The organism is Klebsiella sp. RC2, from assembly GCF_014192815.1.
Taxonomy (GTDB): Bacteria; Pseudomonadota; Gammaproteobacteria; order Enterobacterales; family Enterobacteriaceae; genus Klebsiella; species Klebsiella variicola.
This window is the reverse complement of the sequence record NZ_JACHYL010000004.1, coordinates 479,913-506,848: the sequence shown is the minus strand read 5'-3', so window position 1 is coordinate 506,848 and position 26,936 is coordinate 479,913. Positions and strand designations below refer to the sequence as shown.

Annotated in this window: 25 protein-coding genes; 17 read left to right on the top strand and 8 right to left on the bottom strand. The window is 54.6% G+C overall.

Going from position 1 to position 26,936, the window contains the following annotated elements; translation table 11 throughout:
- The first annotated feature begins 426 nt into the window (after positions 1-426).
- Complete coding sequence (locus tag FHW76_RS16020; RefSeq protein ID WP_008806704.1) at positions 427-1,128, top strand: FadR/GntR family transcriptional regulator; 702 nt, start codon at positions 427-429, stop codon at positions 1,126-1,128.
- Between the two features lie 12 nt (positions 1,129-1,140).
- A complete protein-coding gene (gene mdtD / locus FHW76_RS16015) occupies positions 1,141-2,538 on the top strand; it encodes a multidrug transporter subunit MdtD (protein ID WP_023298394.1) in 1,398 nt (465 codons plus the stop codon).
- On the opposite strand, the gene rbsR is transcribed toward mdtD, so the two are convergent.
- The 7 genes from rbsR to kup form a co-directional block, all read right to left on the bottom strand.
- Positions 2,535-3,527: a ribose operon transcriptional repressor RbsR gene (gene rbsR, locus FHW76_RS16010; RefSeq protein WP_012543295.1), complete on the bottom strand. Its 993-nt coding sequence runs from the start codon at positions 3,525-3,527 to the stop codon at positions 2,535-2,537. The genes mdtD and rbsR overlap by 4 nt on opposite strands.
- A 3-nt stretch (positions 3,528-3,530) precedes the next feature.
- Entirely contained in the window at positions 3,531-4,463 is a 933-nt protein-coding gene (gene rbsK, locus FHW76_RS16005) for a ribokinase (RefSeq protein WP_008806707.1), read from the bottom strand.
- Between the two features lie 100 nt (positions 4,464-4,563).
- Entirely contained in the window at positions 4,564-5,454 is an 891-nt protein-coding gene (gene rbsB / locus FHW76_RS16000) for a ribose ABC transporter substrate-binding protein RbsB (RefSeq protein ID WP_008806708.1), read from the bottom strand.
- 27 nt (positions 5,455-5,481) lie between these two features.
- The gene (gene rbsC / locus FHW76_RS15995) at positions 5,482-6,447 is read right to left on the bottom strand and encodes a ribose ABC transporter permease (RefSeq protein WP_008806709.1); all 966 of its coding nucleotides are present in this window, start codon (positions 6,445-6,447) and stop codon (positions 5,482-5,484) included.
- 5 nt (positions 6,448-6,452) lie between these two features.
- A complete protein-coding gene (rbsA, locus tag FHW76_RS15990; protein WP_012543297.1) occupies positions 6,453-7,958 on the bottom strand; it encodes a ribose ABC transporter ATP-binding protein RbsA in 1,506 nt (501 codons plus the stop codon).
- A 10-nt stretch (positions 7,959-7,968) separates the two neighbouring features.
- Complete coding sequence (gene rbsD / locus FHW76_RS15985; RefSeq protein ID WP_002882527.1) at positions 7,969-8,388, bottom strand: D-ribose pyranase; 420 nt, start codon at positions 8,386-8,388, stop codon at positions 7,969-7,971.
- A 184-nt stretch (positions 8,389-8,572) separates the two neighbouring features.
- Positions 8,573-10,441, bottom strand: coding sequence for a low affinity potassium transporter Kup (gene kup / locus FHW76_RS15980; protein WP_008806712.1), 1,869 nt, complete (start codon positions 10,439-10,441; stop codon positions 8,573-8,575).
- A 217-nt stretch (positions 10,442-10,658) separates the two neighbouring features.
- Between kup and ravA the strand changes: the two genes are divergently transcribed.
- Positions 10,659-12,158 (top strand): ATPase RavA, encoded by a 1,500-nt coding sequence (gene ravA / locus FHW76_RS15975; RefSeq protein WP_016162028.1) that lies wholly within the window; start codon positions 10,659-10,661, stop codon positions 12,156-12,158.
- On the top strand, positions 12,155-13,603 hold the full coding sequence (gene viaA, locus FHW76_RS15970) for an ATPase RavA stimulator ViaA (RefSeq protein WP_008806714.1): 1,449 nt from the start codon (positions 12,155-12,157) through the stop codon (positions 13,601-13,603). The genes ravA and viaA overlap by 4 nt, the downstream gene beginning before the upstream one ends.
- Before the next feature lie 4 nt (positions 13,604-13,607).
- Here viaA and asnA read toward each other — a convergent pair whose 3' ends face one another.
- Complete coding sequence (asnA, locus tag FHW76_RS15965; RefSeq protein WP_008806715.1) at positions 13,608-14,600, bottom strand: aspartate--ammonia ligase; 993 nt, start codon at positions 14,598-14,600, stop codon at positions 13,608-13,610.
- A gap of 151 nt (positions 14,601-14,751) precedes the next feature.
- Between asnA and asnC the strand changes: the two genes are divergently transcribed.
- The 13 genes from asnC to FHW76_RS15900 all read left to right on the top strand — a co-directional run bounded on the left by asnC (position 14,752) and on the right by FHW76_RS15900 (position 26,255).
- On the top strand, positions 14,752-15,210 hold the full coding sequence (gene asnC / locus FHW76_RS15960; protein ID WP_002882510.1) for a transcriptional regulator AsnC: 459 nt from the start codon (positions 14,752-14,754) through the stop codon (positions 15,208-15,210).
- Positions 15,211-15,308: 98 nt separating this feature from the next.
- Entirely contained in the window at positions 15,309-15,749 is a 441-nt protein-coding gene (gene mioC, locus FHW76_RS15955) for an FMN-binding protein MioC (RefSeq protein WP_110217357.1), read from the top strand.
- A 381-nt stretch (positions 15,750-16,130) separates the two neighbouring features.
- On the top strand, positions 16,131-18,020 hold the full coding sequence (gene mnmG / locus FHW76_RS15950; RefSeq protein WP_012543302.1) for a tRNA uridine-5-carboxymethylaminomethyl(34) synthesis enzyme MnmG: 1,890 nt from the start codon (positions 16,131-16,133) through the stop codon (positions 18,018-18,020).
- Positions 18,021-18,136: 116 nt separating this feature from the next.
- The gene (gene rsmG / locus FHW76_RS15945; protein ID WP_016162027.1) at positions 18,137-18,760 is read left to right on the top strand and encodes a 16S rRNA (guanine(527)-N(7))-methyltransferase RsmG; all 624 of its coding nucleotides are present in this window, start codon (positions 18,137-18,139) and stop codon (positions 18,758-18,760) included.
- A 616-nt stretch (positions 18,761-19,376) separates the two neighbouring features.
- A complete protein-coding gene (gene atpI / locus FHW76_RS15940; protein ID WP_008806719.1) occupies positions 19,377-19,757 on the top strand; it encodes a F0F1 ATP synthase subunit I in 381 nt (126 codons plus the stop codon).
- Between the two features lie 8 nt (positions 19,758-19,765).
- Positions 19,766-20,581 (top strand): F0F1 ATP synthase subunit A, encoded by an 816-nt coding sequence (atpB, locus tag FHW76_RS15935; RefSeq protein WP_012969241.1) that lies wholly within the window; start codon positions 19,766-19,768, stop codon positions 20,579-20,581.
- Between the two features lie 48 nt (positions 20,582-20,629).
- Entirely contained in the window at positions 20,630-20,869 is a 240-nt protein-coding gene (gene atpE, locus FHW76_RS15930; protein ID WP_000429386.1) for a F0F1 ATP synthase subunit C, read from the top strand.
- A 50-nt stretch (positions 20,870-20,919) separates the two neighbouring features.
- Entirely contained in the window at positions 20,920-21,390 is a 471-nt protein-coding gene (gene atpF / locus FHW76_RS15925) for a F0F1 ATP synthase subunit B (RefSeq protein WP_004107293.1), read from the top strand.
- Between the two features lie 14 nt (positions 21,391-21,404).
- Complete coding sequence (atpH, locus tag FHW76_RS15920; RefSeq protein WP_004202307.1) at positions 21,405-21,938, top strand: F0F1 ATP synthase subunit delta; 534 nt, start codon at positions 21,405-21,407, stop codon at positions 21,936-21,938.
- Between the two features lie 12 nt (positions 21,939-21,950).
- A complete protein-coding gene (atpA, locus tag FHW76_RS15915) occupies positions 21,951-23,492 on the top strand; it encodes a F0F1 ATP synthase subunit alpha (RefSeq protein ID WP_012543303.1) in 1,542 nt (513 codons plus the stop codon).
- Positions 23,493-23,542: 50 nt separating this feature from the next.
- Positions 23,543-24,406, top strand: a complete 864-nt coding sequence (atpG, locus tag FHW76_RS15910) for a F0F1 ATP synthase subunit gamma (RefSeq protein WP_008806722.1) — start codon at positions 23,543-23,545, stop codon at positions 24,404-24,406.
- A 26-nt stretch (positions 24,407-24,432) separates the two neighbouring features.
- A complete protein-coding gene (gene atpD / locus FHW76_RS15905) occupies positions 24,433-25,815 on the top strand; it encodes a F0F1 ATP synthase subunit beta (RefSeq protein ID WP_008806723.1) in 1,383 nt (460 codons plus the stop codon).
- Positions 25,816-25,835: 20 nt separating this feature from the next.
- Positions 25,836-26,255, top strand: coding sequence for a F0F1 ATP synthase subunit epsilon (locus FHW76_RS15900; RefSeq protein ID WP_008806724.1), 420 nt, complete (start codon positions 25,836-25,838; stop codon positions 26,253-26,255).
- Positions 26,256-26,936 lie beyond the last annotated feature (681 nt).

Here is a 26,936-nt window from a genome sequence, read left to right as displayed (position 1 = left end):
AGAGACTTGGTATTCATTTTTCGTCCGAGGACGTTAAGAATCCATGTCACTTTGAGTGCCCACACAGATTGTCTGATAAATTGTTAAAGAGCAGTGCCGCTTCGTTTTTCGCTGCGGCGCGGGGTGTGCATATTACGCTTTCCCGCTTCAGAGTCAAGCATTTATTTTTGCTTTTCTCTGCGAGGTTCTCACCGGAACCCCGCTGACCCGGCGGCTTGTTTGCCGTTGTTCCGTGTCAGTGGAGGCGCATTATAGGGAGTAATTCTGAGGTGACAAGGGGAAATTCAAAAAAACTTTTCAACCGTCTCTTTTTTCAACAATGCGGCGAGGAATGTCGCAAAAAACCGCCGTTTTGCTGTTTTAACCGACGAAACGGGACGCCTGGTGGCATACTGTTAGAGTAAAGAAAAGAAAGGAACGGCATTTATGTCTTTAAGCGCACAGCAACTGGCGGCACAAAAGAACATCTCCTGGGTACTGGCCGAGAAGCTCGCCCAAAAAATACTGACTGGCGAATATCAGCCGGAAAGCATTCTTCCCGGCGAGATGGAGTTGGGGGAGCAGTTCGGTGTGAGCCGTACCGCCGTCCGTGAAGCGGTGAAGACGCTAACGGCAAAAGGCATGTTGCTGCCCCGCCCTCGCATTGGCACCCGGGTGATGCCGCGCAGCAGCTGGAACTTCCTGGATAAGGAACTCCTGTCCTGGTGGCTAACAGAAGATAACTTCGAAGAAGTGGTGAGCCACTTTCTCGTCATGCGCAGCAGCCTGGAGCCACAAGCCTGTTTTCTCGCTGCCGCTAACGGCACCGCAGAACAAAAAGCGCAGCTCAATACTTTAATGGAAGAGATGATTGCCTTGAAACGTCATTTTCAGCGCGATCGCTGGATAGAGGTCGATATGGCCTGGCATGAACATATCTATGAAATGAGCGGTAATCCTTTCCTCAGCTCATTCGCTTCTTTATTTCATTCCGTCTACCACACCTACTTCACGTCGATTACGCAAAATGAAGTAGTGAAGCTGGATCTCCACCAGGCGATTGTCGATGCCATTCTCAACAGTGATGCGCCAGGTGCCTTGCTCGCCTGCCAGGCGTTGTTGAACGCCCCTCACCCCGTAAATCAATAACAAGGAATTGGCATGAGCGGAAAAAAAGGGCGCAGTATGGCTGGCCTGCCGTGGATCGCGGCGATGGCCTTCTTTATGCAGGCGCTGGATGCCACCATTCTTAACACCGCCCTCCCGGCTATTGCCCACAGTCTTAATCGTTCTCCCTTAGCGATGCAGTCGGCCATTATCAGCTATACGCTGACGGTAGCGATGCTGATCCCGGTCAGCGGCTGGCTGGCCGATCGCTTCGGCACGCGCCGGGTCTTTATCATCGCTGTTAGCTTGTTCACTTTGGGGTCTCTCGCCTGCGCGCTCTCCAGCTCATTAATGGAGCTGGTCATTTTTCGGGTGATTCAGGGGATCGGCGGGGCGATGATGATGCCGGTGGCGAGGCTGGCGCTGCTGCGCGCCTATCCCCGCAGCGAGCTGCTTCCGGTACTGAACTTTGTGACCATGCCAGGTCTGGTGGGGCCGATACTGGGCCCGGTGCTCGGCGGGGTGTTTGTCACCTGGGCCAGCTGGCATTGGATTTTCCTGATAAACATTCCCATCGGGGTGATTGGCATTCTGTATGCCCGCAAATTCATGCCAAATTTCACGACGCCGCGCAGGCGCTTCGATATAACCGGTTTTCTGTTATTTGGCTTAAGCCTGGTACTGTTTTCCAGCGGTATTGAACTGTTTGGAGAAAAAATCGTGGCGACATGGCTGGCGCTGGCCGTGATTGCCGTCAGTCTGTTACTGCTCGTGGCCTATGTTCGCCACGCGCGCCGCCATCCGGCGCCGCTTATCTCGCTCTCTTTATTTAAGACGCATACTTTCTCAGTCGGCATTGCTGGCAACCTTGCCACGCGTTTGGGTACCGGCTGTGTGCCATTTCTGATGCCGCTGATGCTGCAGGTTGGCTTCGGCTATCCGGCCATTATCGCCGGCTGTATGATTGCCCCTACCGCTATCGGCTCCATTATTGCGAAATCTACCGTTACCCAGGTGCTGCGCTGGTTTGGCTATCGTAAGACCCTGGTGGGGATCACGGTATTTATTGGCCTCATGATTGCCCAGTTCTCGCTGCAGTCGCCAGAGATGCCGCTGTGGATGCTTCTTCTGCCACTGTTTGTGCTGGGGATGGCGATGTCCACGCAGTTCACCTCGATGAATACCATTACGCTGGCCGATCTGACGGATGACAATGCCAGCAGCGGTAACAGCCTGCTGGCGGTGACCCAGCAGCTTTCAATCAGTCTCGGGGTGGCCATCAGCGCTGCGGTGCTGCGCTTCTATGAAGGTTTTGACAATGCCAGCACGGTACAGCAGTTTCACTACACCTTTATAACCATGGGCGTGATCACCATCGTGTCGGCGCTGATGTTTATGCTGTTAAGAGCGAAAGATGGCCGTAATCTGATTAGCGAGCGGCACAAACGCTAAGCGGAGCCACGAACCACCAGCTCCGGCGTTAACTGAACGCGTTGCTGCTTTTGCTGCGGATCGGCCATTCGATGGATCAGCACATCGATGGCCAGTTCTCCCAGCTCATCTTTTGGCTGGTGAATGGTGGTCAACGGCGGTGTCATATAGCGTGCGAGCTCAATATCATCGTAGCCCACCAGCGCCATGTCCTGCGGAATGTGCAAACCGGCCTGGTACAACGCCTGATAAGCGCCAACCGCCATGGCATCGTTGCCGACAAATACCGCCTGCGGCCGCTGCGGCAAAGCCAGCAGCTGCTGCATCGCGCTAAACCCGCCGCCAAACTCAAAATCACTGGTCACCACGTATCCGTCGGCAACCGGCAGGCCGCAGCGCGCCATCGCAGCATGGTAACCTTCAAGGCGCAGACGCGCCGGGGTTTTATCCAGCGGGCCGGCAATACAGGCAATGCGCGAATGCCCCTGGTCAATCAGATACTGGGTCGCCATATCGCCGCCAAGCAGCGAGTTATCCTGAATCAGATCGCTATCGCCATCAAAGGGAGCCCAGTCCATCATGACCGTCGGTACCGATGGATAGCGCTGCATAATTTCCGGAGAGGGCTGATGGGTCTCCGTGCACAGCAGCAGTAGTCCATCGACGCGTTTTTGCATTAGCGTCTCCAGATTACGATTCATTCGCTGCTCATCACCTTCCGTATTACAGAGTACGAGGCTATAACCCCGCTCAAAACAGCTGCGCTCCACGCCCCGCACCAGCTCCGAATAAAACGGATTGGTACTGGCAGTGATGAGCATGCCGATGGTACGGGTTTGATTAAGCTTAAGGCTACGCGCCAGCGCAGAGGGGGCGTAGTTGAGGCTTTTGATCGCAGCGTCTACTTTGGCGGTAATCGCCTCACTGACAAAGCGGTCCTTATTGATGACGTGTGACACCGTCGATGTGGAAACGCCCGCGACGCGGGCCACATCTTTCATCGTAGCCAAGCATTACCCCTGTTGCGCTAAAAATTCATCAATCTCTGTGCGCCACGGCACGGATGGCTGCGCGCCTTTGCGGGTCACGGCGATCGCCGCCGCGGCATGCGCAAAACGGATCGCTTCCGGCAGGGAAGTCCCTTCCAGCAACGCGGTTACCAGCGCGCCGTTAAAGGTATCGCCGGCAGCGATAGTATCAATGGCCTGCACACGAAAACCCGGGATCCGACGACTTTCGCCTTCGGCACTGAGCCAGACGCCGCGGCTGCCGAGGGTGATCATCACCGTACCAATGCCTTTGGCATGCAGCACGTCGGCGGCTTTTGCCGCATCCTCGTCGCTCTCAACGCGAATACCGGTCAGCTTTTCCGCTTCGGTTTCGTTGGGGGTAATGATATCCACCAGCGCCAGCAGTTCATCGGACAGTTCACGCGCTGGCGCGGGATTAAGCACCACGGTGGTCTGATGGCGATGGGCGATTTTCGCCGCCGCCAACACGCTCTCCAGCGGCGACTCCAGCTGCATTAACAGCGCCTGTGCGCTGGCGATACGTTCCTTTTCCGCCTCAACCTGGGAGACGGAAAGCGCCGCATTGGCGCCGGCATGAATACCGATGACATTCTCACCTTCGGCGTTAACGAATATTAACGCCACGCCGGTCGCTTCCCCGGCGACTGCGCGCACAGGCGCCACGTCGATTTTATCGCTCGCCAGCTGGCGGCGGATGCGTTCACCGATGTCGTCATCGCCGGTGCAGGCGATAAACGCGATATCCGCTCCGCTGCGCCCGGCGGCGACCGCCTGGTTGGCCCCTTTACCACCGAAAGCCACCTGATAATGGTTGCCGGTGACGGTTTCGCCCGGCGTCGGGAAAGCGTCAAGGTTAAGAATGTGATCGGCATTGATACTGCCAAGGACGACAAGTTTGCCTGCAGTTTTCATCATTTCTGTTCCCGGGAAAGCGCGCCACCGGGATCCGGTGGCGCATGCCCTGCTTTTCTTTTTTTATATTGTCCCTCGGACCGTTGCCAGTCCGAATCGCATTTTACTGCTTAACGACCAGCTTCAGCTCAACCGGGTAGTTAGCTTCCACTTTTTCGCCCTTCAGTACCTTATCAGCCGTCTCAACGCCTTTCGCGCCGATCTGCTCCGGCAACTGTGCGACGGTCGCCGCCAGTTTGCCACTGTTTACTGCTTTTTCGCCATCCGGAGTGCCGTCAAATCCAACCACCATCACATCGGACTTGCCTGCGGTCTGCAGCGCGCGCAGGGCGCCCAGCGCCATTTCATCATTTTGCGCGAATACCGCCTGCACGTCAGGATGCGCGGTCAGCAGGTTCTGCATCACGTTCAGCCCTTTGGTACGGTCGAAATCGGCTGGTTGGCTGGCCAGGACGTTAAACTTGTGCGCCGCCACGGCCTGTTTAAAGCCTTCGCCGCGCTCGCGCGCCGCAGAAGTCCCGGCAATGCCCTGCAGCTCAATGACTTTCGCACTTTCACCCACTTTTTTCGCGATGTAATCGCCAGCCATTTTTCCGCCCTGCACGTTGTCAGACGCAATGTGGCTCACGACATCGCCTTTTGTGGCCTGACGGTCAAGGGTGATGACCGGGATTTTCGCCTGGTTTGCCATCTTCACGGCGTTGCCGACGGCATCAGAGTCGGTGGGGTTGATCAGCAGCAGCCTGGCGCCGCGCACCGTCAAATCCTGGACGTTCGCCAGCTCTTTCGCCGGGTTGTTCTGGGAGTCCAGCACCACCAGGTTGTAGCCCAGCTTGTCAGCTTCTTTTTGCGCGCCGTCTTTCAGCGACACGAAGAACGGGTTATTCAGGGTAGAGATAACCAGAGCGATGGTGTCTTTGGCCATCGCGTTTGCGCTGACGGTCGCACTTAGCGCAACAGCAGAGACCAGGGTCGCCAGTTTTTTCATATTCATAGTTAAGATGTCCTGTAGAGTTCTCAGTTACTGCTTTTTGTTATCTACCAGTACCGCCAGCAAAATCACCACCGCTTTAACGATCATCTGGTAATAGGAAGAAACGCCTAAAAGATTAAGACCATTATTCAGGAAGCCAAGGATCAGCGCGCCAATCAGCGTGCCGACAATGCGTCCTTTGCCGCCCGCGAGGCTGGTGCCACCGAGCACCACCGCCGCAATGGCGTCCAGCTCATAGCCCGTCCCCGCCGTCGGCTGCGCGGAGGAGAGACGCGCCACTTCGATGATCCCGGCCAGCGACGCCAGCATCCCGCACAAGGCGTAGACGATAATTTTGACTTTATTGACGCTAATCCCGGACAGACGCGTCGCCGCTTCATTACCGCCCAGCGCGTAAATATAACGGCCCAGGCGAGTATGGTGCAGCATGTACCAGGCCGCCAGGAAGACAATCGCCATGATCCATACCGGCGTCGGGATCCCCAGCGGACGCCCGATGCCAAACCAGCCAAACAGATCGGCGTTATCGCTAAAGCCGGTGTTGATCGGACTGCCGTTGGTGTACACCATGGTCACGCCGCGCAGCAGCAGCATCATCACCAGGGTAGCGATGAAGGCCTGCACGCGGCCTTTCGCCACAATCACCCCGGTGACTGCGCCGATCGCGGCACCCAATGCGAGGGCAGCAGCGACCGCCACCAGCGCATTAACCTCAATGCCAACAATCGACGCTGCCACCGCACCGGTGAGCGCCAACAGGGAGCCGACGGACAGGTCGATCCCCGAGGTCAGTATAACCAGCGTCATCCCTACCGCCATGATGGCGTTAACGGAGGTCTGTTGCAGGATATTGAACAGGTTATTGACGGTAAAAAAGTTGGGGCTCATGGTCGATACCACCGCGATCAGCACCAGCAGGGCAATCAGCGATTTTTGCTCCATCAGCCACGCTTTCGTGAAATAACGGCGACCAGTAACAGCCTGGGTTGTCATCTTTCTTACTCCTGATTCACACGGTTAAGCTTGCCCACAGCGGCAGCCATCAATACTTCCTGGGTGGCCTGCTCGCGTGTGAATTCACCGCCGAGATGCCCTTCATGCATCACAATGATGCGATCGCTCATGCCCAACACCTCCGGCATCTCAGAGGAGACCAGAATGATGCTCAGGCCATCGGCTTTGAACTGATTGATGAGCTGGTAGATCTCTTTCTTCGCCCCGACGTCTACGCCGCGGGTCGGTTCATCAAGGATCAGCACCTTTGGCCGGGTCATCAGCCCGCGGGCAATGGCGACCTTTTGCTGGTTGCCGCCGGAAAGCAGGCCGATTGCCTGCTCCATGGACGGCGTTTTGACGTTAAACAGCCGAATGAAATCACTGACCGCCTGCTGTTCATCTTTATGCTTAAGGCTGCCGCCCGCCCGGCTGAAGTAGCGTAGCGCCGTCAGGGACATATTTTCTTTTACCGACATCCCGAGAACCAGGCCATCGCGCTTACGATCTTCGGAGATATAGACAATGCCGTTCGCCAGACCGTCCTGCGGCGAGCGGGTCACCACTTCATGGCCATCCAGCGTCACGGAGCCGCTGCTGCGCGGCAGCGCGCCGTACAGCACTTTCATCAGTTCGGTCCGTCCGGCGCCCATCAGCCCGGCGACACCCAGGATTTCCCCCTGGCGCAAGGTAAAGGTCACGTTTTCCACGCCCGGGCCGCAGAGATTATCGACCTTCAGGCGCACCGCGCCCGGCGCCTTATCGAGATGTGGATATTGATCTTCCAGCTTACGGCCGACCATCATCTCGATCAGTCGGTCCTCATCCAGCGAAGCCACTTCGCGCTCGGCGATAAACTGCCCGTCACGAAAGACGGTCACGTCGTCGCAAATCTCGAAGATCTCTTTCATACGGTGGGAGATATAGACGATGCCGCGCCCCTGCGACTTCAGTTCGCGGATGACGCGGAACAGCGATTCGGTTTCGGTATCGGTCAGCGCATCGGTCGGTTCATCCATAATGATGACTTTCGATTCAAAGCTCAGCACTTTGGCGATCTCCACCATTTGCTGATCGCCAATCGACAGATCGCCCACCAGCTTCTGGCTGTTAAAGCGGAGATTCAGCTTTGCCAGCAGCTTGTCGGCTTCGGCATACATCTGCTTCCAGTCGATTTTGCCAAAACGGTTAACAAATTCGCGACCAAGGAAGATGTTCTCGGCAATCGTCAATTGCGGGATCAGGTTCAGTTCCTGGTGGATGATACCGATCCCGGCTTCCTGGGAGGATTTGGGGCCGTTAAAGGTCGTCTCTTTGCCTAACCACAGCAAAGAGCCGGCATCACGGGTGTAGATCCCGGTCAGCACCTTCATCATGGTGGACTTGCCGGCGCCATTTTCCCCTACCAGCGCCATCACCCGACCGGCATAGACATTCAGCGCCGCGCCGGAGAGCGCCTTGACGCCAGGGAACGCTTTATCGATCCCTTTTAGTTGCAATAAGGCTTCCATGGCGGCGACCTCAGAACGTGACGCCGGCACAGAGAATGATATTCGCAAACGGGGAACACTCCCCGCTGCGAATTACCGCCTGACTGTCTGCGGTTTGTTTTTTGAACTGCTCATGGCTGGTGTAACGAATTTCAATGGTATTTCCCTGGTGCTGCTGCAGCTGCTCGAGGTGAGTGAGCAACGTCGCGTGGAGCTGCGGATTATGGGTTTTAATCTCTTCCGCGATAACAGCCGCTTCAACCTGCATTTCCGTCGTCACCACTTCCAGCACCTGCATAAAGGAAGGTACGCCCTGAGTCAGCGCCATATCAATGCGCGTGCTGCTGCGGGGAACCGGTAATCCGGCATCGCAGACCACCAGCGTATCGGTGTGGCCCAGGCGGGAAATGACCGCGGAAATATCAGCGTTAAGTACGGTGCCTTTTTTCATTTTTCTCTTTTGCTCCACTAGCGAAACGTTTCGCTAAAATAATTATTATCAATGTGTGAGCAGAAAACCATCACCAGAAGAGAGAAATGTGATCGCCATCGAAACGTTTCGCAAGACAGCGACAGGAGATGACAGCCGGAGTGAGAAACAAAAAGCCCTTCGCAATGGAAGGGCTTTTTTGACATCAGATTTCGACCTGGGTACCGAGCTCGATAACCCGGTTTGGCGGGATTTCAAACTGATCCGGCGCCCGCAGGGCGTTACGCTGCAGCAGCAGATAAAGCTTGCCGCGCAGGCGCAGATACCACGGTCGTTTGCCGATAATCAGCGACTCATGCGACATGAAGAACGAGGTCTCCATCATTCGGCAACTGAGTCCTTCCAGGCCACAGCGATGGAACACCTCTTCAACGTTCGGCGTTTCCCGCCAACCGTAGCTGGCCACCACCCGCCAGAACGACGGCGACAGCTGCTCAATCTGCACCCGGCGAACGTTATGCACGTAAGGCGCGTCTTCGGTGCGCAGAGTCAGAAGGATTACTCGCTCATGCAGCACCTTGTTGTGCTTCAGGTTATGCAGCAGGGCAAACGGGATCACGTTCAGGGCGCGGGACATATACACCGCGGTACCCGGCACACGCACCGGCGGTGACTTCTCCAGCGAAGAGATCATCGCTTCCAGCGAATTGCCATGCTCGTGCATTCGGCGCAGCAGGCGGAAACGTTCGCTCTTCCAGGTGGTCATCACCGTGAACATCACCAGCCCCAGGGACAACGGCAGCCAACCGCCGGAGACAATCTTATCGAGGTTCGCCGAAAACAGCGGAATATCAATACACAGGAAGGCCACCAGCATCAGGCCGACAAACAGCTTATTCCAGTGCCAGTTTTTGCGCGCCACCGTTGCCGACAGAATGGAGGTCAGCACCATGGTGCCCGTGACCGCGATACCATACGCCGCCGCCAGATTAGACGAATGCTCAAAGCTGACAATAACGATGACCACAGAAACGTACAGCAGCCAGTTAATGAACGGGATGTAAATCTGTCCGGACTCCATTTCCGAGGTGTGGATAATGCGCATCGGCGACAGATAGCCCAGACGCACTGCCTGACGGGTCAGGGAGAAGACCCCGGAGATCACCGCCTGCGAGGCGATAACCGTCGCCAGCGTGGCGATAATCAGCATCGGGATCAGCGCCCACTCCGGCGCCAGCAGGAAGAACGGGTTTTTAATCGCTTCCGGGTGCTTCAGCAGCAGCGCGCCCTGGCCAAAATAGTTCAGCACCAGCGAGGGCAGCACGACGGAGAACCAGGCCACGCGGATCGGCAGTTTGCCGAAGTGACCCATATCGGCGTACAGCGCTTCCACCCCGGTAATCGACAGCACCACCGCGCCGAGCGCAATAAAGGAAACCGTTTTGTACTGCAGGAAGAAATGCACCGCCCAGTAGGGGTTTAGCGCCTGAAGAACTTCCGGGTTAGCGTAAATGCTTCGCGCGCCCAGCACCGCCAGCAACAGGAACCAGATCAGCATAATCGGCGCAAACAGCTTACCGACCATGCCGGTCCCGTGCTTCTGGATCACAAACAGCAGAGTCAGCACGATAATGGAAATAGGGACAATCCAGGTATCAAGCTGCGGGGCGATAATTTCTAACCCCTCTATCGCCGACATAACGGAAATCGCCGGCGTAATCACCACTTCGCCATAGAAGAAGCTACCGCCGATCAGGCCGAGGATCACCAGTACGGAGGTCATTCGGGCCGAGGTATTACGTCCGGCCAGCGACATCAGCGTTAAGATCCCGCCTTCCCCGGCGTTATCCGCCCGCATCACGAACGTGATGTATTTAATCGATACGGTAAAGATCAACAGCCAGAAAATCAGCGACAAAAAGCCAAACACGGCGTCGCGTTCAACGCCAAAGCCAAACTGACCTGACAGGCATTCGCGCAAGGTATACAGTGGACTGGTACCGATATCGCCGTACACCACGCCGATGGCCGCCAACGTTAATGCCGGCAACGATTGTTTATTATCAGTGCTCATAGACTAGTCTTTTCGTTTATAAAACAAATGTGTGCCTAGTCCCTTGGCCCACAAAAAGCGCACAGTATGCACGATTATTTGCGAAATCGTACCCCTAACAGACACCATATTAACCTGGCTCAAAAAAAATAAATCGATTCTTCAGGCTATTACCGCCCCTGCTCTAACATCTATACTCGACCCAATAACGATACATGACAAAGCACGCAACTCAATTATGGCTCAAACACATTTACTGGCTGAAAGAATTTCCCGGCTCAGCGCGGCACTCGAAAAAGGACTCTTTGAACGCAGCCACGCGATACGCCTCTGCCTGCTGGCGGCGCTCAGCGGCGAGAGCGTTTTTTTGCTCGGCCCACCGGGGATCGCCAAAAGCCTGATTGCCCGCCGCCTCAAATTCGCCTTCCAGCAGGCGCGCGCTTTTGAATACCTGATGACCCGCTTCTCCACCCCGGAAGAAGTTTTTGGGCCACTGTCCATTCAGGCACTGAAGGATGAAGGCCGTTACGAACGTTTAACCGCCGGCTACCTGCCGGAAGCCGAAATCGTCTTTCTCGATGAAATATGGAAAGCGGGTCCGGCGATCCTCAACACCCTGCTGACGGCGATTAACGAACGTCACTTCCGCAATGGGGCGCACGAAGAGAAAATCCCGATGCGCCTGCTGGTGGCCGCGTCGAACGAACTCCCCGAAGCCGACAGCAGTCTGGAAGCGCTGTATGACCGAATGCTGATCCGTCTGTGGCTTGATAAAGTGCAGGATAAAGGTAATTTCCGTTCAATGCTGGTCAGCCAGCAGGATGAAAACATCAATCCAGTGCCCAGCGCGCTGCAGGTTAGCGACGAAGAGTTTACCCAATGGCAGCAGCAGATCGGCAATATCAAACTGCCAGACGCGGTGTTTGAGCTGATATTCCAGCTCCGCCAGCAGCTGGATGCCCTGCCAAATGCGCCGTACGTCTCGGATCGCCGCTGGAAAAAGGCCATTCGCCTGCTGCAGGCCAGCGCCTTCTTCAGCGGGCGCGACAGCATCGCGCCGATAGATCTGATCCTGCTGAAAGATTGTCTGTGGCACAACGTCGAGAGCATGAACCTGATGTCGCAGCAGCTGGAAACGCTCATGACCTGTCACGCCTGGCAACAGCAGGCGATGCTGACGCGGCTGGGGGCCATTGTCCAGAGACGCATTCAGATCCAACAGCAGCAAAGCGACAAAACTGCGTTGAAGGTCACCCGCCTTGGCGGGATGTTTAGCCGCAAACCGCATTATGAATTGCCGGCGGAGATCCAGGGGACCACCCTGACGCTGCTGCTGCAGCAGCCGCTCAAACTTCACGATATGGAAGTGATCCACATTACTTTTGAACGCGAGGCGTTAGCCAACTGGCTGGAAAAGGGCGGTGAGATCCGCGGTAAGCTCAACGGGATCGGCTTTGCCCAACTGCTCAATATGGATGTCGACACCAGCCAGCACCTGGTCGTCCGCGACGTCAGCCTGCAGGGCTCACGCCTCGCGCTGCCCGGTAGCGCATCGCAGGAGAACATGCCGGCAGAAATTCGCCAACAGCTGGAGGCGCTCGATGATGAGTGGCACCAGCAACACAACCGCTTCAGCGAGCAGCAAAAGTGTCTGTTTATCCCGGTCGAGTGGCTGGGAAGAATCGAAGCCAGCCTGCAGGACGTCGGCGCGCAGATTAAACAGGCGAAGCAGCCATGACGCTCGATATGCTGAATGTCATGCTGGCAGTCAGCGAAGAGGGAATGATCGAGGAGATGCTGCTGGCGCTGCTGGCCTCTCCTCAGCTGGCGGTGTTCTTTGAGAAATTCCCCCGCCTGAAAAACATCATCGCGGCGGATATTCCACGCTGGCGTGAAGCCGTTCGCGCCCGTTTGAAAGAAGTTAACGTCCCGCCGGATCTGGACGCCGAAGTGCAAACCTATCAGCAGGCTCAGCTACTCTCTACCTCGCAGTTTATCGTCCAGCTCCCGCAGATCCTCGGCAAACTGCACCAGCTACAGTCTCCTTTTGCCGCTCAGGCGCAGAAGCTGGTGGATGACAATGCCACCTTTACCCCGGCGTTGCATACGCTGTTTTTACAGCGCTGGCGCCTGAGCCTGGTGGTGCAAGCCACCAGCCTTAACCAGCAGTTGCTGGATGAAGAACGCGATCAGTTACTCAGTGAGGTCCAGGAACGAATGACGCTCAGCGGTCAGCTCGATCCGGTACTGGCGGAAAATGACACTGCCGCCGGGCGTCTGTGGGATATGAGCGCTGGCGAACTCAAACGCGGCGACTATCAGCTGATCGTGCGCTATGGCGATTTTCTCAACCAGCAACCGGAGCTACTGCAGCTGGCGGAACAACTCGGACGTTCACGGGAAGCGAAATCGGTGCCGAAGAAAGACGCCCCGATGGAAACCTTTCGCAGCCTGGTGCGCGAGCCGGCGACAGTACCGGAGCAAGTCGACGGCCTCCAGCAGAGTGACGACATTCTGCGGCTGCTGCCGCCGGAGCTGGCGACGCTCGGCATCACGGAGCTGGAGTTTGAATTTTATCGCAAGCTGGTGGAGAAGCAGCTGCTCACCTACCGGCTGCATGGCGACGCCTGGCGTGAGAAAATCACCGAACGCCCGGTAACGCGGCAGGATTTTGATGAGCAACCGCGCGGGCCGTTCATTGTCTGCGTCGATACGTCAGGGTCGATGGGCGGTTTTAACGAGCAGTGCGCTAAGGCCTTTTGTCTGGCCCTCATGCGCGTCGCGCTGGCTGATAACCGTCGCTGCTTTATTATGCTGTTCTCCAGCGAAGTGGTGCATTACGAACTGACCAGCGAGCGCGGGCTGGAGCAGGCGATCCGCTTTTTAAGCCAGCGCTTTCGCGGCGGTACCGATCTGGCCAGCTGTTTTCGCGCCATCATTGAACGTCTGCAAAATCCGCAGTGGGTGGATGCGGATGCCGTCGTGATCTCTGACTTTATCGCCCAGCGGTTGCCGGATGAGGTGATTGCTCAGGTGGGGGAGTTACAGCGTAAGCACCAGCACCGTTTTCACGCGGTGGCGATGTCGGTACACGGCAAACCCGGCATCATGCGCATCTTCGATCATATCTGGCGCTTTGATACCGGGCTGCGTAGCCGCCTGCTGCGACGCTGGCGGCGCTAATTCATTACAGCAGCGCGGAAACGCTTTCGCGAACCTGCGCCGGCCATACGCCGCACTGCACCTGGCCGATATGGTCAAGCTGCAGCAGCAGCATCGTCAGACGAGACTGGCCAATGCCGCCGCCGATAGTCTGCGGCATCTCGCCGCGCAGCAGCGCCTGGTGCCATTCAAGCTGTAGGCGATCTTCATCGCCAGTCACGGCCAGCTGGCGCTTCAGCGCTTCGGCGTCAACGCGGATCCCCATTGAGGAGATCTCGAAAGCATCTTCCAGCACCGGGTTCCAAACCAGGATATCGCCGTTCAGACCGGCAAAGCCTTCAGAAATCTCTGTGCTCCAGTCATCATAATCCGGCGCACGCACGTCGTGGCGCTTACCGTCAGACAGTTTGCCGCCGATACCAATTAAGAAGACGGCCCCCAACTCTTTGGCAATGGCTCGCTCACGGCCTTTGGCATCAAGATCGGGATAGCGGCTCAGCAGCTCCTGGCTGTGAACAAAATGGATCTGTTCCGGCAGAAAAGGCTTCAGGCCAAATTCCTGGCTGACCGCCAGCTCGGTAGCTTTGATCCCGGCGTAGATCGCCTCGACGGTTGCCTTCAGAGTGCCGACGTGACGCTCTTCATCGCCCATCACGCGCTCCCAGTCCCACTGGTCAACATAAACGGAATGGATAGGCGTCAGACGGTCTTCATCGGGGCGAAGGGCCTTCATGTGCGTGTACAGCCCTTCGCCCGCGCTGAAGTCGTGTTGTCCCAGGGTTTGACGCTTCCACTTCGCCAGCGAATGAACCACTTCGAACTGGGCGTCGGGCAGTGTTTTCACTTTTACCTGAACCGCTTTCTCGCAGCCGGACAAGTTATCCTGCGTCCCATCGCCCACGCGGCTTAAGATTGGCGCCTGGACTTCAATCAGGCCAAGCTTCTCTTCCAGCTGACGGGAAAAGTGGGATTTAACGAAACTGATCTGGCGTTGTTTTGCGATATATGCGGTTTTCATTTTTATAACTCCTGCGTCCTGTTGCCATTGATTAAGCAACAAAACAGGGCCGCAATACAATAATCAATCAATAAAAAGCCGCATCGACTTTTAATTCATCAAAATATGAAGCTAAAATAGCAAGAACCCTCAAACTTCATAAGAAAAAGATATGGAAAATTATCAGATCGACAATCTGGACCGCGGCATTCTCGATGCGCTGATGGCCAACGCCCGTACCGCCTATGCCGAACTGGCTAAACAGTTCAGCGTCAGCCCGGGCACCATTCATGTGCGCGTCGAAAAGATGAAACAGGCGGGTATCATTACCGGTGCGCGCATTGACGTCAGCCCCAAGCAGCTGGGCTATGATGTCGGCTGCTTTATCGGCATTATTCTCAAGAGCGCCAAGGACTACCCTTCCGCCCTTGCCCGCCTGGAAAGCCTGGAGGAGGTCACCGAGGCTTATTACACCACCGGCCACTACAGCATCTTTATTAAGGTGATGTGTAAATCCATCGATGCCCTGCAGCAGGTACTTATCAACAAGATCCAAACAATTGATGAAATTCAGTCCACCGAGACGCTGATCGTGCTGCAGAACCCGATCATGCGTACCATCAAGCCCTGATCGCTTTTTTTAATCCCACATTTTTCCACAGGTAGATCCCAGCTCGCTCACAGCGTACAATACGCCACTCTGAACAGTTGAGCGGGCGATCGGCGATCATGGCAGACATTACACTTATCAGCGGCAGCACCCTGGGCTGTGCGGAATATGTAGCAGAGCATCTGGCGGAAAAGCTGGAAGAAGCCGGCTACAGCACTGAAATCCAGCACGGTCCGCTGGTTGACGATCTGCAGGCGGAAGGGATCTGGTTAGTTATCTCTTCAACGCATGGCGCCGGCGACATTCCCGACAACCTGGTTCCCTTCTATGACGCATTGCTGGAGCAGAAGGCCGATCTTTCCGCCGTGCGCTTTGGCGCCATCGGGATCGGCAGCCGCGAATACGACACCTTCTGCGGGGCGATCGATAAATTAGAAGCAGCATTGAAGGCCAGCGGCGCAAAACAGATCGGCGAAACGCTGAAAATTAACGTACTGGAACATGAAATTCCGGAGGATCCAGCGGAAATCTGGCTGGGATCCTGGAAAAATTTGCTCTGAGAATTGTAAAGATCGTCGGATCTTCTGTGGATAACCATGCTTAAAAGCTTGGATCAACCGGTAGTTATCCAAAGAATAACCGTCGTATGGTTTTTGTGCTGTGTATAACCCTTCATTTTGATCCCAGCTTATACGGACCAGGATCACCGATCATTCACAGATAGTGATCCTTCTTAAGCTTTTGATCTTACATCGTGGATCCGACTTATCCACAAAGAGAGTCGATCCTAATAAGAGATCACAATAGAACAGATCTCTATATAAAGATCTTCTTTTTAATACTCAGGATCCCGGAGTCTTTCTCAAAAGAGCAAAGCCGAGTAGAATCCACGGCCCGGGCTTCAATCCATTTTCAAACCGCGTTATGCGAGGCAGATCACCATGTTTTATCAGGATCCTTTTGACGTCATTATCATTGGCGGGGGTCATGCGGGCACTGAGGCCGCGATGGCCGCAGCGCGAATGGGCCAACAAACCCTGCTTTTGACACACAATATCGACACGCTGGGGCAGATGAGCTGCAACCCGGCGATTGGCGGCATTGGGAAAGGACACCTGGTAAAAGAAGTGGACGCACTCGGCGGATTGATGGCAACCGCGATCGATCAGGCGGGTATTCAGTTTAGGATACTAAACGCCAGCAAAGGGCCCGCGGTACGTGCCACTCGCGCCCAGGCAGACCGCGTGCTGTATCGTCAGGCGGTACGCACCGCGCTGGAGAACCAGCCGAACCTGATGATCTTCCAGCAGGCAGTGGAAGATCTGATTGTGGAAAACGATCGCGTCGTGGGCGCCGTCACTCAGATGGGCCTCAAATTCCGTGCCAAAGCGGTGGTGCTGACCGTCGGAACCTTCCTCGATGGCAAAATCCATATTGGTCTGGATAACTACAGCGGCGGGCGTGCCGGCGATCCGCCGTCAATTCCACTGTCTCGTCGTCTGCGTGAGCTGCCGCTGCGCGTAAGCCGCCTGAAAACCGGAACCCCACCGCGTATTGACGCCCGCACCATCGATTTCAGCGTGCTGGCGCAACAGCACGGCGATAACCCAATGCCGGTCTTCTCGTTCATGGGATCCGCGGATCAGCATCCGCGCCAGGTGCCGTGCTATATCACCCACACCAACGAGAAAACCCATGACGTGATCCGTAATAACCTCGATCGCAGCCCAATGTACGCTGGGGTGATCGAAGGGATCGGGCCACGCTATTGTCCGTCGATCGAAGACAAAGTCATGCGCTTTGCCGATCGCAACCAACATCAGATTTTCCTTGAACCGGAAGGCCTGACCTCAAACGAAATTTATCCGAACGGTATCTCCACCAGCCTGCCGTTTGATGTGCAAATGCAAATCGTCCGCTCAATGCAGGGGATGGAGAACGCGCGGATCGTCCGTCCTGGCTACGCCATTGAGTACGATTTCTTCGACCCACGCGATCTGAAGCCAACGCTCGAGAGCAAATTCATTCAGGGTCTGTTCTTTGCCGGACAGATCAACGGCACCACCGGTTATGAAGAAGCCGCTGCTCAGGGTCTGCTGGCCGGTCTTAACGCCGCCCGCTTCTCTGCGGAAAAAGAGGGCTGGGCGCCGCGTCGCGATCAGGCTTATCTCGGCGTGCTGGTGGATGACCTGTGCACCCTGGGTACCAAAGAACCGTACCGCATGTTTACCTCCCGTGCCGAATATCGTCTGATGCTGCGCGAAGATAACGCCGACCTGCGCCTGACCGAACAGGGGCGTGAGCTGGGTCTGGTGGACGATGAACGCTGGGCGCGGTACAACGAAAAGCTGGAAAGCATTGAACGTGAACGTCAGCGTCTGAAATCGACCTGGGTGAACCCGCAGGCAGAGAGCGCCGCCGAAGTGAATGCTCACCTGACGGCGCCGCTGTCGCGTGAAGCGAGTGGTGAAGATCTACTGCGTCGTCCGGAAATGACCTACGAGCAACTGATTCAGCTGTCGCCGTTCGCACCGGGACTGGAAGATCAACAAGCGGCCGAGCAGGTAGAGATCCAGGTGAAGTATGAAGGTTACATCGCTCGCCAGCAGGATGAGATCGAGAAACAGCAGCGTAATGAGAATACCGTGCTGCCGGCGACGCTCGATTACCGCCAGGTCACCGGGCTGTCTAACGAAGTGATCGCCAAACTGAACGACCATAAGCCGTCGTCGATAGGGCAGGCGTCACGCATTTCCGGGATCACGCCGGCGGCGATCTCTATTTTGTTGGTTTGGCTGAAAAAGCAGGGGATGCTGCGCCGCAGCGCCTGATTGCGGCCGCCTGCCTGCGCTGATTTCACTGTTGCATAATCAGCGTTCGCCTTTATCATTCATAGCCCGGTAAGCGTTAGCGCCTCCGGGCTCATTATTTTTTGAAGGTACAGACTGTGCTCAACAAACTTTCTCGTCTGCTGGATGAAGCGGGTATTTCGCTCACCGATCACCAGAAAAACCAGCTGGTGGCCTACGTCGGGCTGCTCGATAAGTGGAACAAAGCCTATAACCTGACCTCCGTTCGCGATCCGAATGAGATGCTGGTGCGTCATATCCTCGACAGCATCATCGTGGCGCCTTATCTGCAGGGCTCGCGCTTTATCGATGTCGGGACCGGACCGGGGCTCCCTGGCATTCCACTGGCCATCGTGCGTCCGGAGTCGCATTTCACCCTGCTCGACAGTCTCGGCAAGCGCGTGCGCTTCCTGCGTCAGGTGCAGCATGAGCTGAAGCTGGATAATGTCACCCCGGTGCAGAGCCGCGTGGAAGCCTTCCCGGCCGAACCGCCGTTTGACGGTGTGATAAGCCGCGCCTTCGCATCGCTCAATGATATGGTGAGCTGGTGCCATCATCTGCCGGCAGCGAACGGTCACTTCTATGCACTCAAAGGGTTAGCGCAAAAAGACGAAATGGAAAACCTGCCGGAAGGATATGCCATTGCTGAGGTGATTGAGCTGCATGTTCCTCAGTTGGAAGGGGAGCGGCACCTGGTGGTGATCACGCCAAAATCGCGTTAGTTTTTATCAAAAAATGTGGAAAAAATGTGGCCTGCGGATGTTACAAAAATAAAGGTCACCTCCCGATATTATCGGGCTGCATTTAACCATGTTTTTACTATGGCTTTTCTTGCAGTTAACTTAGCGTAAGTGATTCACTGACAAAATAGTCAACTTTGAAAATATCAGTGTGCTAAAAATCGACACAGATAAACAGCATAGTGATGTTAAATTTTTATTATAAATGTCAATAAAAGGTTTTTATTGTATGTGAGGTTGTTTTAGATAATGTCCTCACTTTTTATCTTGAATATCAAAAGCATGAAAAATAGTGTTTTATGTCCTTGATTCATTAAAGGGCGCTTGAAATGTTTATTATGTGATCTAATGCACGCTTTAATTGCCGTGTTTCCACGTTATTTGCAGTTTTGTATGACTGCTCACAGAACGCTGAAATGCACGGAAAGTTGTCCGTTGGAAAATAATTAAACATTTATTCACTATTTTGCTACTTATTGTTTGAAATCACGGGGCGTCACCGTATAATTTGTCCGCTTTTTGATGCTTGACTCTTCGTCTTAAAGGACGTTTTATACGACACGCGACATACCTCAAAGGGAGCAGGAGTAAAAACGTGATGTCAGTGTCGCTCTTGAGTCGAAACGTTGCTCGCAAGCTTCTGTTTATTCAGTTACTGGCAGTAATAGCAAGTGGACTGCTGTTCAGCCTCAAAGACCCCTTCTGGGGCATTTCCGCAGTATGCGGCGGTTTGGCGGTGGTTTTGCCGAACCTGATGTTTATGATTTTTGCCTGGCGTCATCAGGCGCATACACCAGCAAAAGGCCGTGTGGCCTGGACCTTCGCCTTCGGTGAAGCCTTCAAGGTGTTGCTGACCTTCGCCCTTCTGGCGATGGCGCTGGCTGTTTTAAAAGTGGTATTTATGCCGCTGATCGTGACGTGGGTTTTGGTGCTGGTGGTACAAGTTCTGGCGCCAGCTGTAATCAACAACAAAGGGTAAAAGGCATCATGGCTTCAGAAAATATGACGCCGCAGGAATACATAAGTCACCATCTGAACAACCTTCAGATTGACTTGCGTACTTTCTCGCTGGTGGATCCGCACAACCCCCCGGCCACCTTCTGGACGCTCAACATTGACTCCATGTTCTTCTCGGTGGTTCTCGGTCTGCTGTTCCTGGCCATGTTCCGTAGCGTTGCTAAGAAAGCGACCAGCGGCGTACCAGGGAAATTCCAGACCTTCATCGAAATGATCATCGGCTTCGTCCATGGCAGCGTCAAAGACATGTACCATGGCAAGAGCAAGGTTATCGCGCCGCTGGCGCTGACCGTGTTCGTCTGGGTCTTCCTGATGAACCTGATGGACCTGCTGCCAATCGACCTGATTCCTTATATCGGCGAACACATTTTCGGCCTGCCTGCACTGCGCGTGGTTCCGTCTGCCGACGTGAACATCACCCTGTCGATGGCGCTTGGCGTGTTCATCCTGATTATTTTCTACAGCATCAAAATGAAAGGCGTAGGTGGGTTCGTTAAAGAACTGACCATGCAGCCGTTCAATCACTGGGCGTTCATTCCTGTCAACTTAATCCTTGAAGGGGTAAGCCTGCTGTCCAAACCGGTTTCTCTCGGTCTGCGACTGTTCGGCAACATGTATGCCGGTGAGCTGATTTTCATTCTGATTGCTGGTCTGTTGCCGTGGTGGTCACAGTGGGTTCTGAATGTGCCTTGGGCCATTTTCCACATCCTGATTATTACGCTGCAAGCCTTCATCTTCATGGTTCTGACGATTGTCTATCTGTCGATGGCGTCTGAAGAGCATTGATTTTTACCAACACTACTACGTTTTAACTGAAACAAACTGGAGACTGTCATGGAAAACCTGAATATGGATCTGCTGTACATGGCTGCCGCTGTGATGATGGGTCTGGCGGCAATCGGTGCTGCGATCGGTATCGGCATCCTCGGAGGTAAATTCCTGGAAGGCGCAGCGCGTCAACCGGATCTGATTCCTCTGCTGCGTACTCAGTTCTTTATCGTTATGGGTCTGGTGGATGCTATCCCGATGATCGCTGTAGGTCTGGGTCTGTACGTGATGTTCGCCGTCGCGTAGTAAGTTGTTAGAAACCTAAGCCACAGAGTTAATTAAAGAGGTATTGTGCTGTGAACATGAACGCAACAATCCTCGGCCAGGCCATCGCGTTTGTTATCTTCGTATGGTTCTGCATGAAGTACGTATGGCCGCCTTTAATGGCTGCCATCGAAAAACGCCAGAAAGAGATTTCTGACGGTTTAGCTTCTGCAGAACGCGCTAAGAAAGATTTGGACCTTGCACAGGCCAACGCGACCGACCAGCTGAAAAAAGCGAAAGCGGAAGCCCAGGTAATCATTGAGCAGGCGAACAAGCGTCGCTCTCAGATTCTGGACGAAGCTAAAGCTGAAGCAGAACAGGAACGCACCAAAATCGTTGCACAAGCGCAGGCTGAAATTGATGCTGAGCGTAAACGTGCACGTGAGGAGCTGCGTAAGCAGGTCGCTATCCTGGCTGTTGCTGGCGCCGAGAAGATCATCGAACGTTCCGTGGATGAAGCTGCTAACAGCGACATCGTGGATAAACTTGTCGCTGAACTGTAAGGAGGGAGGGGCTGATGTCTGAATTTGTAACGGTAGCTCGCCCCTACGCCAAAGCAGCTTTTGACTTTGCCGTCGAACACAACAGTGTTGAACGCTGGCAGGATATGCTGGCGTTTGCCGCCGAAGTGACCAAAAACGACCAAATGGCAGAGCTTCTCTCCGGTGCTTTGGCGCCGGAAACGCTCTCAGAAGCGTTTATCGCTATCTGCGGTGAGCAACTCGACGAAAACGGCCAGAACCTGATTAAGGTAATGGCGGAAAACAATCGTCTGAAGGTGCTCCCGGACGTTCTTGAGCAATTCATTCACCTGCGCGCGGCCAGTGAGGCCATCGCAGAGGTAGAAGTAATATCTGCCAACCAACTGAGTGATGAACAGCTTGCCAGGATCGTCAGCGCGATGGAAAAACGTCTGTCACGCAAAGTTAAGCTGAATTGCAAAATCGATAAGTCTGTTATGGCAGGTATTATCATCCGTGCGGGTGATATGGTCATTGATGGCAGCGTACGCGGCCGTCTTGATCGCCTTGCAGACGTCTTGCAGTCTTAAGGGGACTGGAGCATGCAACTGAATTCCACCGAAATCAGCGAACTGATCAAGCAGCGCATTGCTCAGTTCAATGTTGTGAGCGAAGCTCATAACGAAGGTACTATTGTTTCTGTAAGTGACGGTGTTATCCGCATCCACGGCCTTGCCGAATGTATGCAGGGTGAGATGATCTCCCTGCCGGGTAACCGTTACGCTATCGCATTGAACCTGGAGCGCGACTCCGTTGGTGCCGTGGTGATGGGTCCGTATGCTGACCTCGCCGAAGGCATGAAGGTTAAATGTACTGGCCGTATCCTGGAAGTTCCGGTTGGCCGTGGCCTGCTGGGCCGTGTGGTTAACACTCTGGGCGCGCCAATTGATGGTAAAGGTCCGCTGGAAAACGACGGTTTCTCCGCCGTAGAAGCGATCGCACCGGGCGTCATCGAACGTCAGTCCGTCGATCAGCCGGTACAGACTGGTTATAAATCCGTTGACGCCATGATCCCAATCGGTCGTGGTCAGCGTGAACTGATCATCGGCGACCGTCAGACCGGTAAAACTGCGCTGGCTATCGATGCCATCATCAACCAGCGTGATTCCGGTATCAAGTGCGTCTATGTTGCTATCGGCCAGAAAGCGTCCACCATCTCTAACGTGGTGCGTAAACTGGAAGAGCACGGCGCGCTGGCTAACACCATTGTGGTGGTAGCGACTGCATCCGAATCTGCTGCACTGCAATACCTGGCGCCATACGCGGGTTGCGCAATGGGCGAATACTTCCGCGACCGCGGTGAAGATGCGCTGATCATTTACGATGACCTGTCTAAACAGGCTGTTGCTTATCGTCAGATCTCCCTGCTGCTCCGTCGTCCGCCAGGACGTGAAGCCTTCCCGGGCGACGTATTCTACCTCCACTCTCGTCTGCTGGAGCGTGCTGCGCGTGTTAACGCCGAATATGTTGAAGCTTTCACCAAAGGTGAAGTGAAAGGGAAAACCGGTTCTCTGACCGCACTGCCGATTATCGAAACGCAGGCGGGTGACGTTTCCGCATTCGTTCCGACCAACGTAATCTCCATTACCGATGGTCAGATCTTCCTGGAAACCAACCTGTTTAACGCCGGTATTCGTCCTGCGGTTAACCCGGGTATCTCCGTATCCCGTGTTGGTGGTGCAGCGCAGACCAAGATCATGAAGAAACTGTCCGGTGGTATCCGTACCGCACTGGCGCAGTATCGTGAACTGGCAGCGTTCTCCCAGTTTGCATCCGACCTTGACGATGCAACCCGCAAACAGCTGGACCACGGTCAGAAAGTGACCGAGCTGCTGAAACAGAAACAGTATGCGCCGATGTCCGTTGCGCAGCAGTCTCTGGTTCTGTTCGCAGCAGAACGTGGTTACCTGGCTGATGTAGAACTGGCGAAAATCGGTAGCTTCGAAGCCGCTCTGCTGGCTTACGTCGACCGTGATCACGCTCCGCTGATGCAAGAGATTAACCAGTCCGGTGGCTATAACGACGAAATCGAAGGCAAGCTGAAAGGCATCCTCGATTCCTTCAAAGCAACCCAGTCCTGGTAACGTCTGGCGGTCTGTCTTAGGGCAGGCCGCAAGGCATTGAGGAGAAGCTCATGGCCGGCGCAAAAGAGATACGTAGTAAGATCGCAAGCGTCCAGAACACGCAAAAGATCACTAAAGCGATGGAGATGGTCGCCGCTTCCAAAATGCGTAAATCGCAGGAGCGTATGGCGGCCAGCCGTCCTTACGCAGATACTATGCGCAAAGTGATTGGTCACCTTGCGAACGGTAATCTGGAATATAAGCACCCTTACCTGGAAGAACGCGACGTTAAGCGCGTGGGCTACCTGGTGGTGTCGACCGACCGTGGTCTGTGCGGCGGCTTGAACATTAACCTGTTCAAGAAACTGCTGGCGGAAATGAAAGCATGGTCCGATAAAGGCGTTCAGTGCGACCTCGCAATGATCGGCTCTAAGGGCGTCTCTTTCTTTAACGCCGTTGGCGGTAACGTGGTTGCACAGGTGACCGGTATGGGGGATAACCCCTCCCTGTCCGAACTGATCGGCCCGGTAAAAGTGATGTTGCAGGCCTATGATGAAGGCCGTCTGGACAAGCTGTACGTTGTCAGCAACAAATTTATTAACACCATGTCTCAGGTTCCGACGATCACTCAGCTGCTGCCGTTACCGGCATCAGAAGACGCTGATCTGAAACGTAAATCCTGGGATTACCTGTACGAACCCGATCCGAAAGCGCTGCTGGATACCCTCCTGCGTCGTTATGTCGAATCTCAGGTCTATCAGGGCGTGGTAGAAAACCTGGCCAGCGAGCAGGCCGCACGTATGGTGGCGATGAAAGCCGCGACCGACAATGGCGGCAGCCTGATTAAAGAGCTGCAGTTGGTATACAACAAAGCTCGACAGGCCAGCATTACTCAGGAACTCACCGAGATCGTCGGTGGTGCATCCGCGGTATAACCAGGTTAATTCGTAGAGGATTCAAGATGGCTACTGGAAAAATTGTCCAGGTAATCGGCGCCGTAGTTGACGTCGAATTCCCTCAGGATGCCGTACCGCGCGTGTACGAAGCTCTTGAGGTGCAGAATGGTAAAGAAGTTCTGGTGCTGGAAGTTCAGCAGCAGCTCGGCGGCGGTATCGTTCGTACCATCGCCATGGGTTCTTCCGATGGTCTTCGCCGCGGTCTGGAAGTAAAAGACCTCGAGCACCCAATCGAAGTCCCGGTAGGTAAAGCAACACTGGGTCGTATCATGAACGTACTGGGTCAGCCGGTCGACATGAAAGGCGACATCGGTGAAGAAGAGCGTTGGGCTATCCACCGCGCAGCACCTTCCTATGAAGAGCTGTCCAGCTCTCAGGAACTGCTGGAAACCGGTATCAAAGTTATCGACCTGATGTGTCCGTTCGCGAAGGGCGGTAAAGTTGGTCTGTTCGGTGGTGCGGGTGTAGGTAAAACCGTAAACATGATGGAGCTGATCCGTAACATCGCGATCGAGCACTCCGGTTACTCTGTGTTTGCGGGCGTCGGTGAGCGTACTCGTGAGGGTAACGACTTCTACCACGAAATGACCGACTCCAACGTTATCGATAAAGTATCCCTGGTGTACGGCCAGATGAACGAGCCGCCGGGAAACCGTCTGCGCGTTGCGCTGACCGGCCTGACCATGGCTGAGAAATTCCGTGACGAAGGTCGTGACGTTCTGCTGTTCGTCGATAACATCTATCGTTACACCCTGGCCGGTACTGAAGTATCCGCACTGCTGGGTCGTATGCCTTCAGCGGTAGGTTATCAGCCGACTCTGGCGGAAGAGATGGGCGTTCTGCAGGAACGTATCACCTCCACCAAAACCGGTTCTATCACCTCCGTACAGGCGGTATACGTACCGGCGGATGACTTAACTGACCCATCCCCAGCCACTACCTTTGCTCACTTAGATGCAACCGTAGTACTGAGCCGTCAGATCGCTTCCCTGGGTATTTACCCGGCCGTTGACCCGCTGGACTCCACCAGCCGTCAGCTGGATCCGCTGGTTGTTGGTCAGGAACACTACGACACCGCGCGTGGCGTTCAGTCCATCCTGCAGCGTTATCAGGAACTGAAAGATATCATCGCCATCCTCGGTATGGACGAACTGTCTGAAGAAGACAAACTGGTGGTAGCTCGCGCACGTAAGATCCAGCGCTTCCTGTCCCAGCCGTTCTTCGTAGCAGAAGTCTTTACCGGTTCTCCGGGCAAATACGTGGCGCTGAAAGACACTATCCGTGGCTTTAAAGGCATCATGGAAGGCGAATACGATCACCTGCCAGAGCAGGCGTTCTACATGGTCGGTTCCATCGACGAAGCCGTGGAAAAAGCCAAAAAACTTTAACGCCTTAATCGGAGGGTGATATGGCAATGACTTACCACCTGGACGTCGTCAGCGCAGAGTTACAAATGTTCTCTGGTCTGGTCGAAAAAATCCAGGTAACGGGTAGCGAAGGTGAACTGGGTATTTACCCGGGACACGCGCCGCTGCTCACCGCCATTAAGCCTGGTATGATTCGCATCGTTAAACAGCACGGTCATGAAGAGTTTATCTATCTGTCTGGCGGCATTCTTGAAGTGCAGCCTGGCAGCGTGACCGTTCTGGCGGATACCGCAATTCGCGGTCAGGACCTCGACGAAGCGCGAGCGCTGGAAGCGAAACGCAAAGCCGAAGAGCACATTAAGAGCTCCCATGGCGATGTGGATTACGCTCAGGCGTCTGCGGAACTGGCCAAAGCGATCGCTAAACTGCGCGTTATCGAGTTGACCAAAAAAGCGATGTAACACCGGCTTGAACGTAAAAGGCCAGTCTGGTTTCCAGGCTGGCTTTTTTTATGGCCAGCAGCTGGCGAGCGGATAAAGTGAAAACAGGATCCACCCTTAATTGTTATTGATTAGTTAAATGATGAGGCGTAGACTCTATTTTTGTGATGTATGTCACATAAAAGAGCGTTATCAAACTGCACCTGCGTCAGGAAATCATCATGAAACTGTTCCATAAAATCATCGCCAAATTCAGCGTACTGAGCTTCTAAGCCACGCGCTATTCCCCGGCTTGCACGACGTATCGCCCATCAAAACGACAACACTGGCGATGTGCAACCGGTAAATGAAGGTCACCTGACGGTGGCCTTTTGTATTTTATTGATGCCACCAATCACTTCAGCTCTTCCCTGCCTGCGGCTGATTTACACTCAGTCGGCTCATCTCCTGTTGATCTCCGCCAATAGGGCCGCGCTCTGCCGCTTTATTCAGGTGGCGAAAAAACAGCAAAAGCAGTGAGATAGTCAATGATTACCCTCCCCACCCCCCTTTTTCAGCGTTAAACTGATTTGCAGTGGTTAAAAATAGCGTCATAAAATGGTGTATAACCGCGGGCCTGGGCGTTTTCTCCACGTCTCGTTTTATGATGAAAAATATGTAGAAATTTCAACGTGAAAGGCTTTTACTTTCCGTTCTAACTAC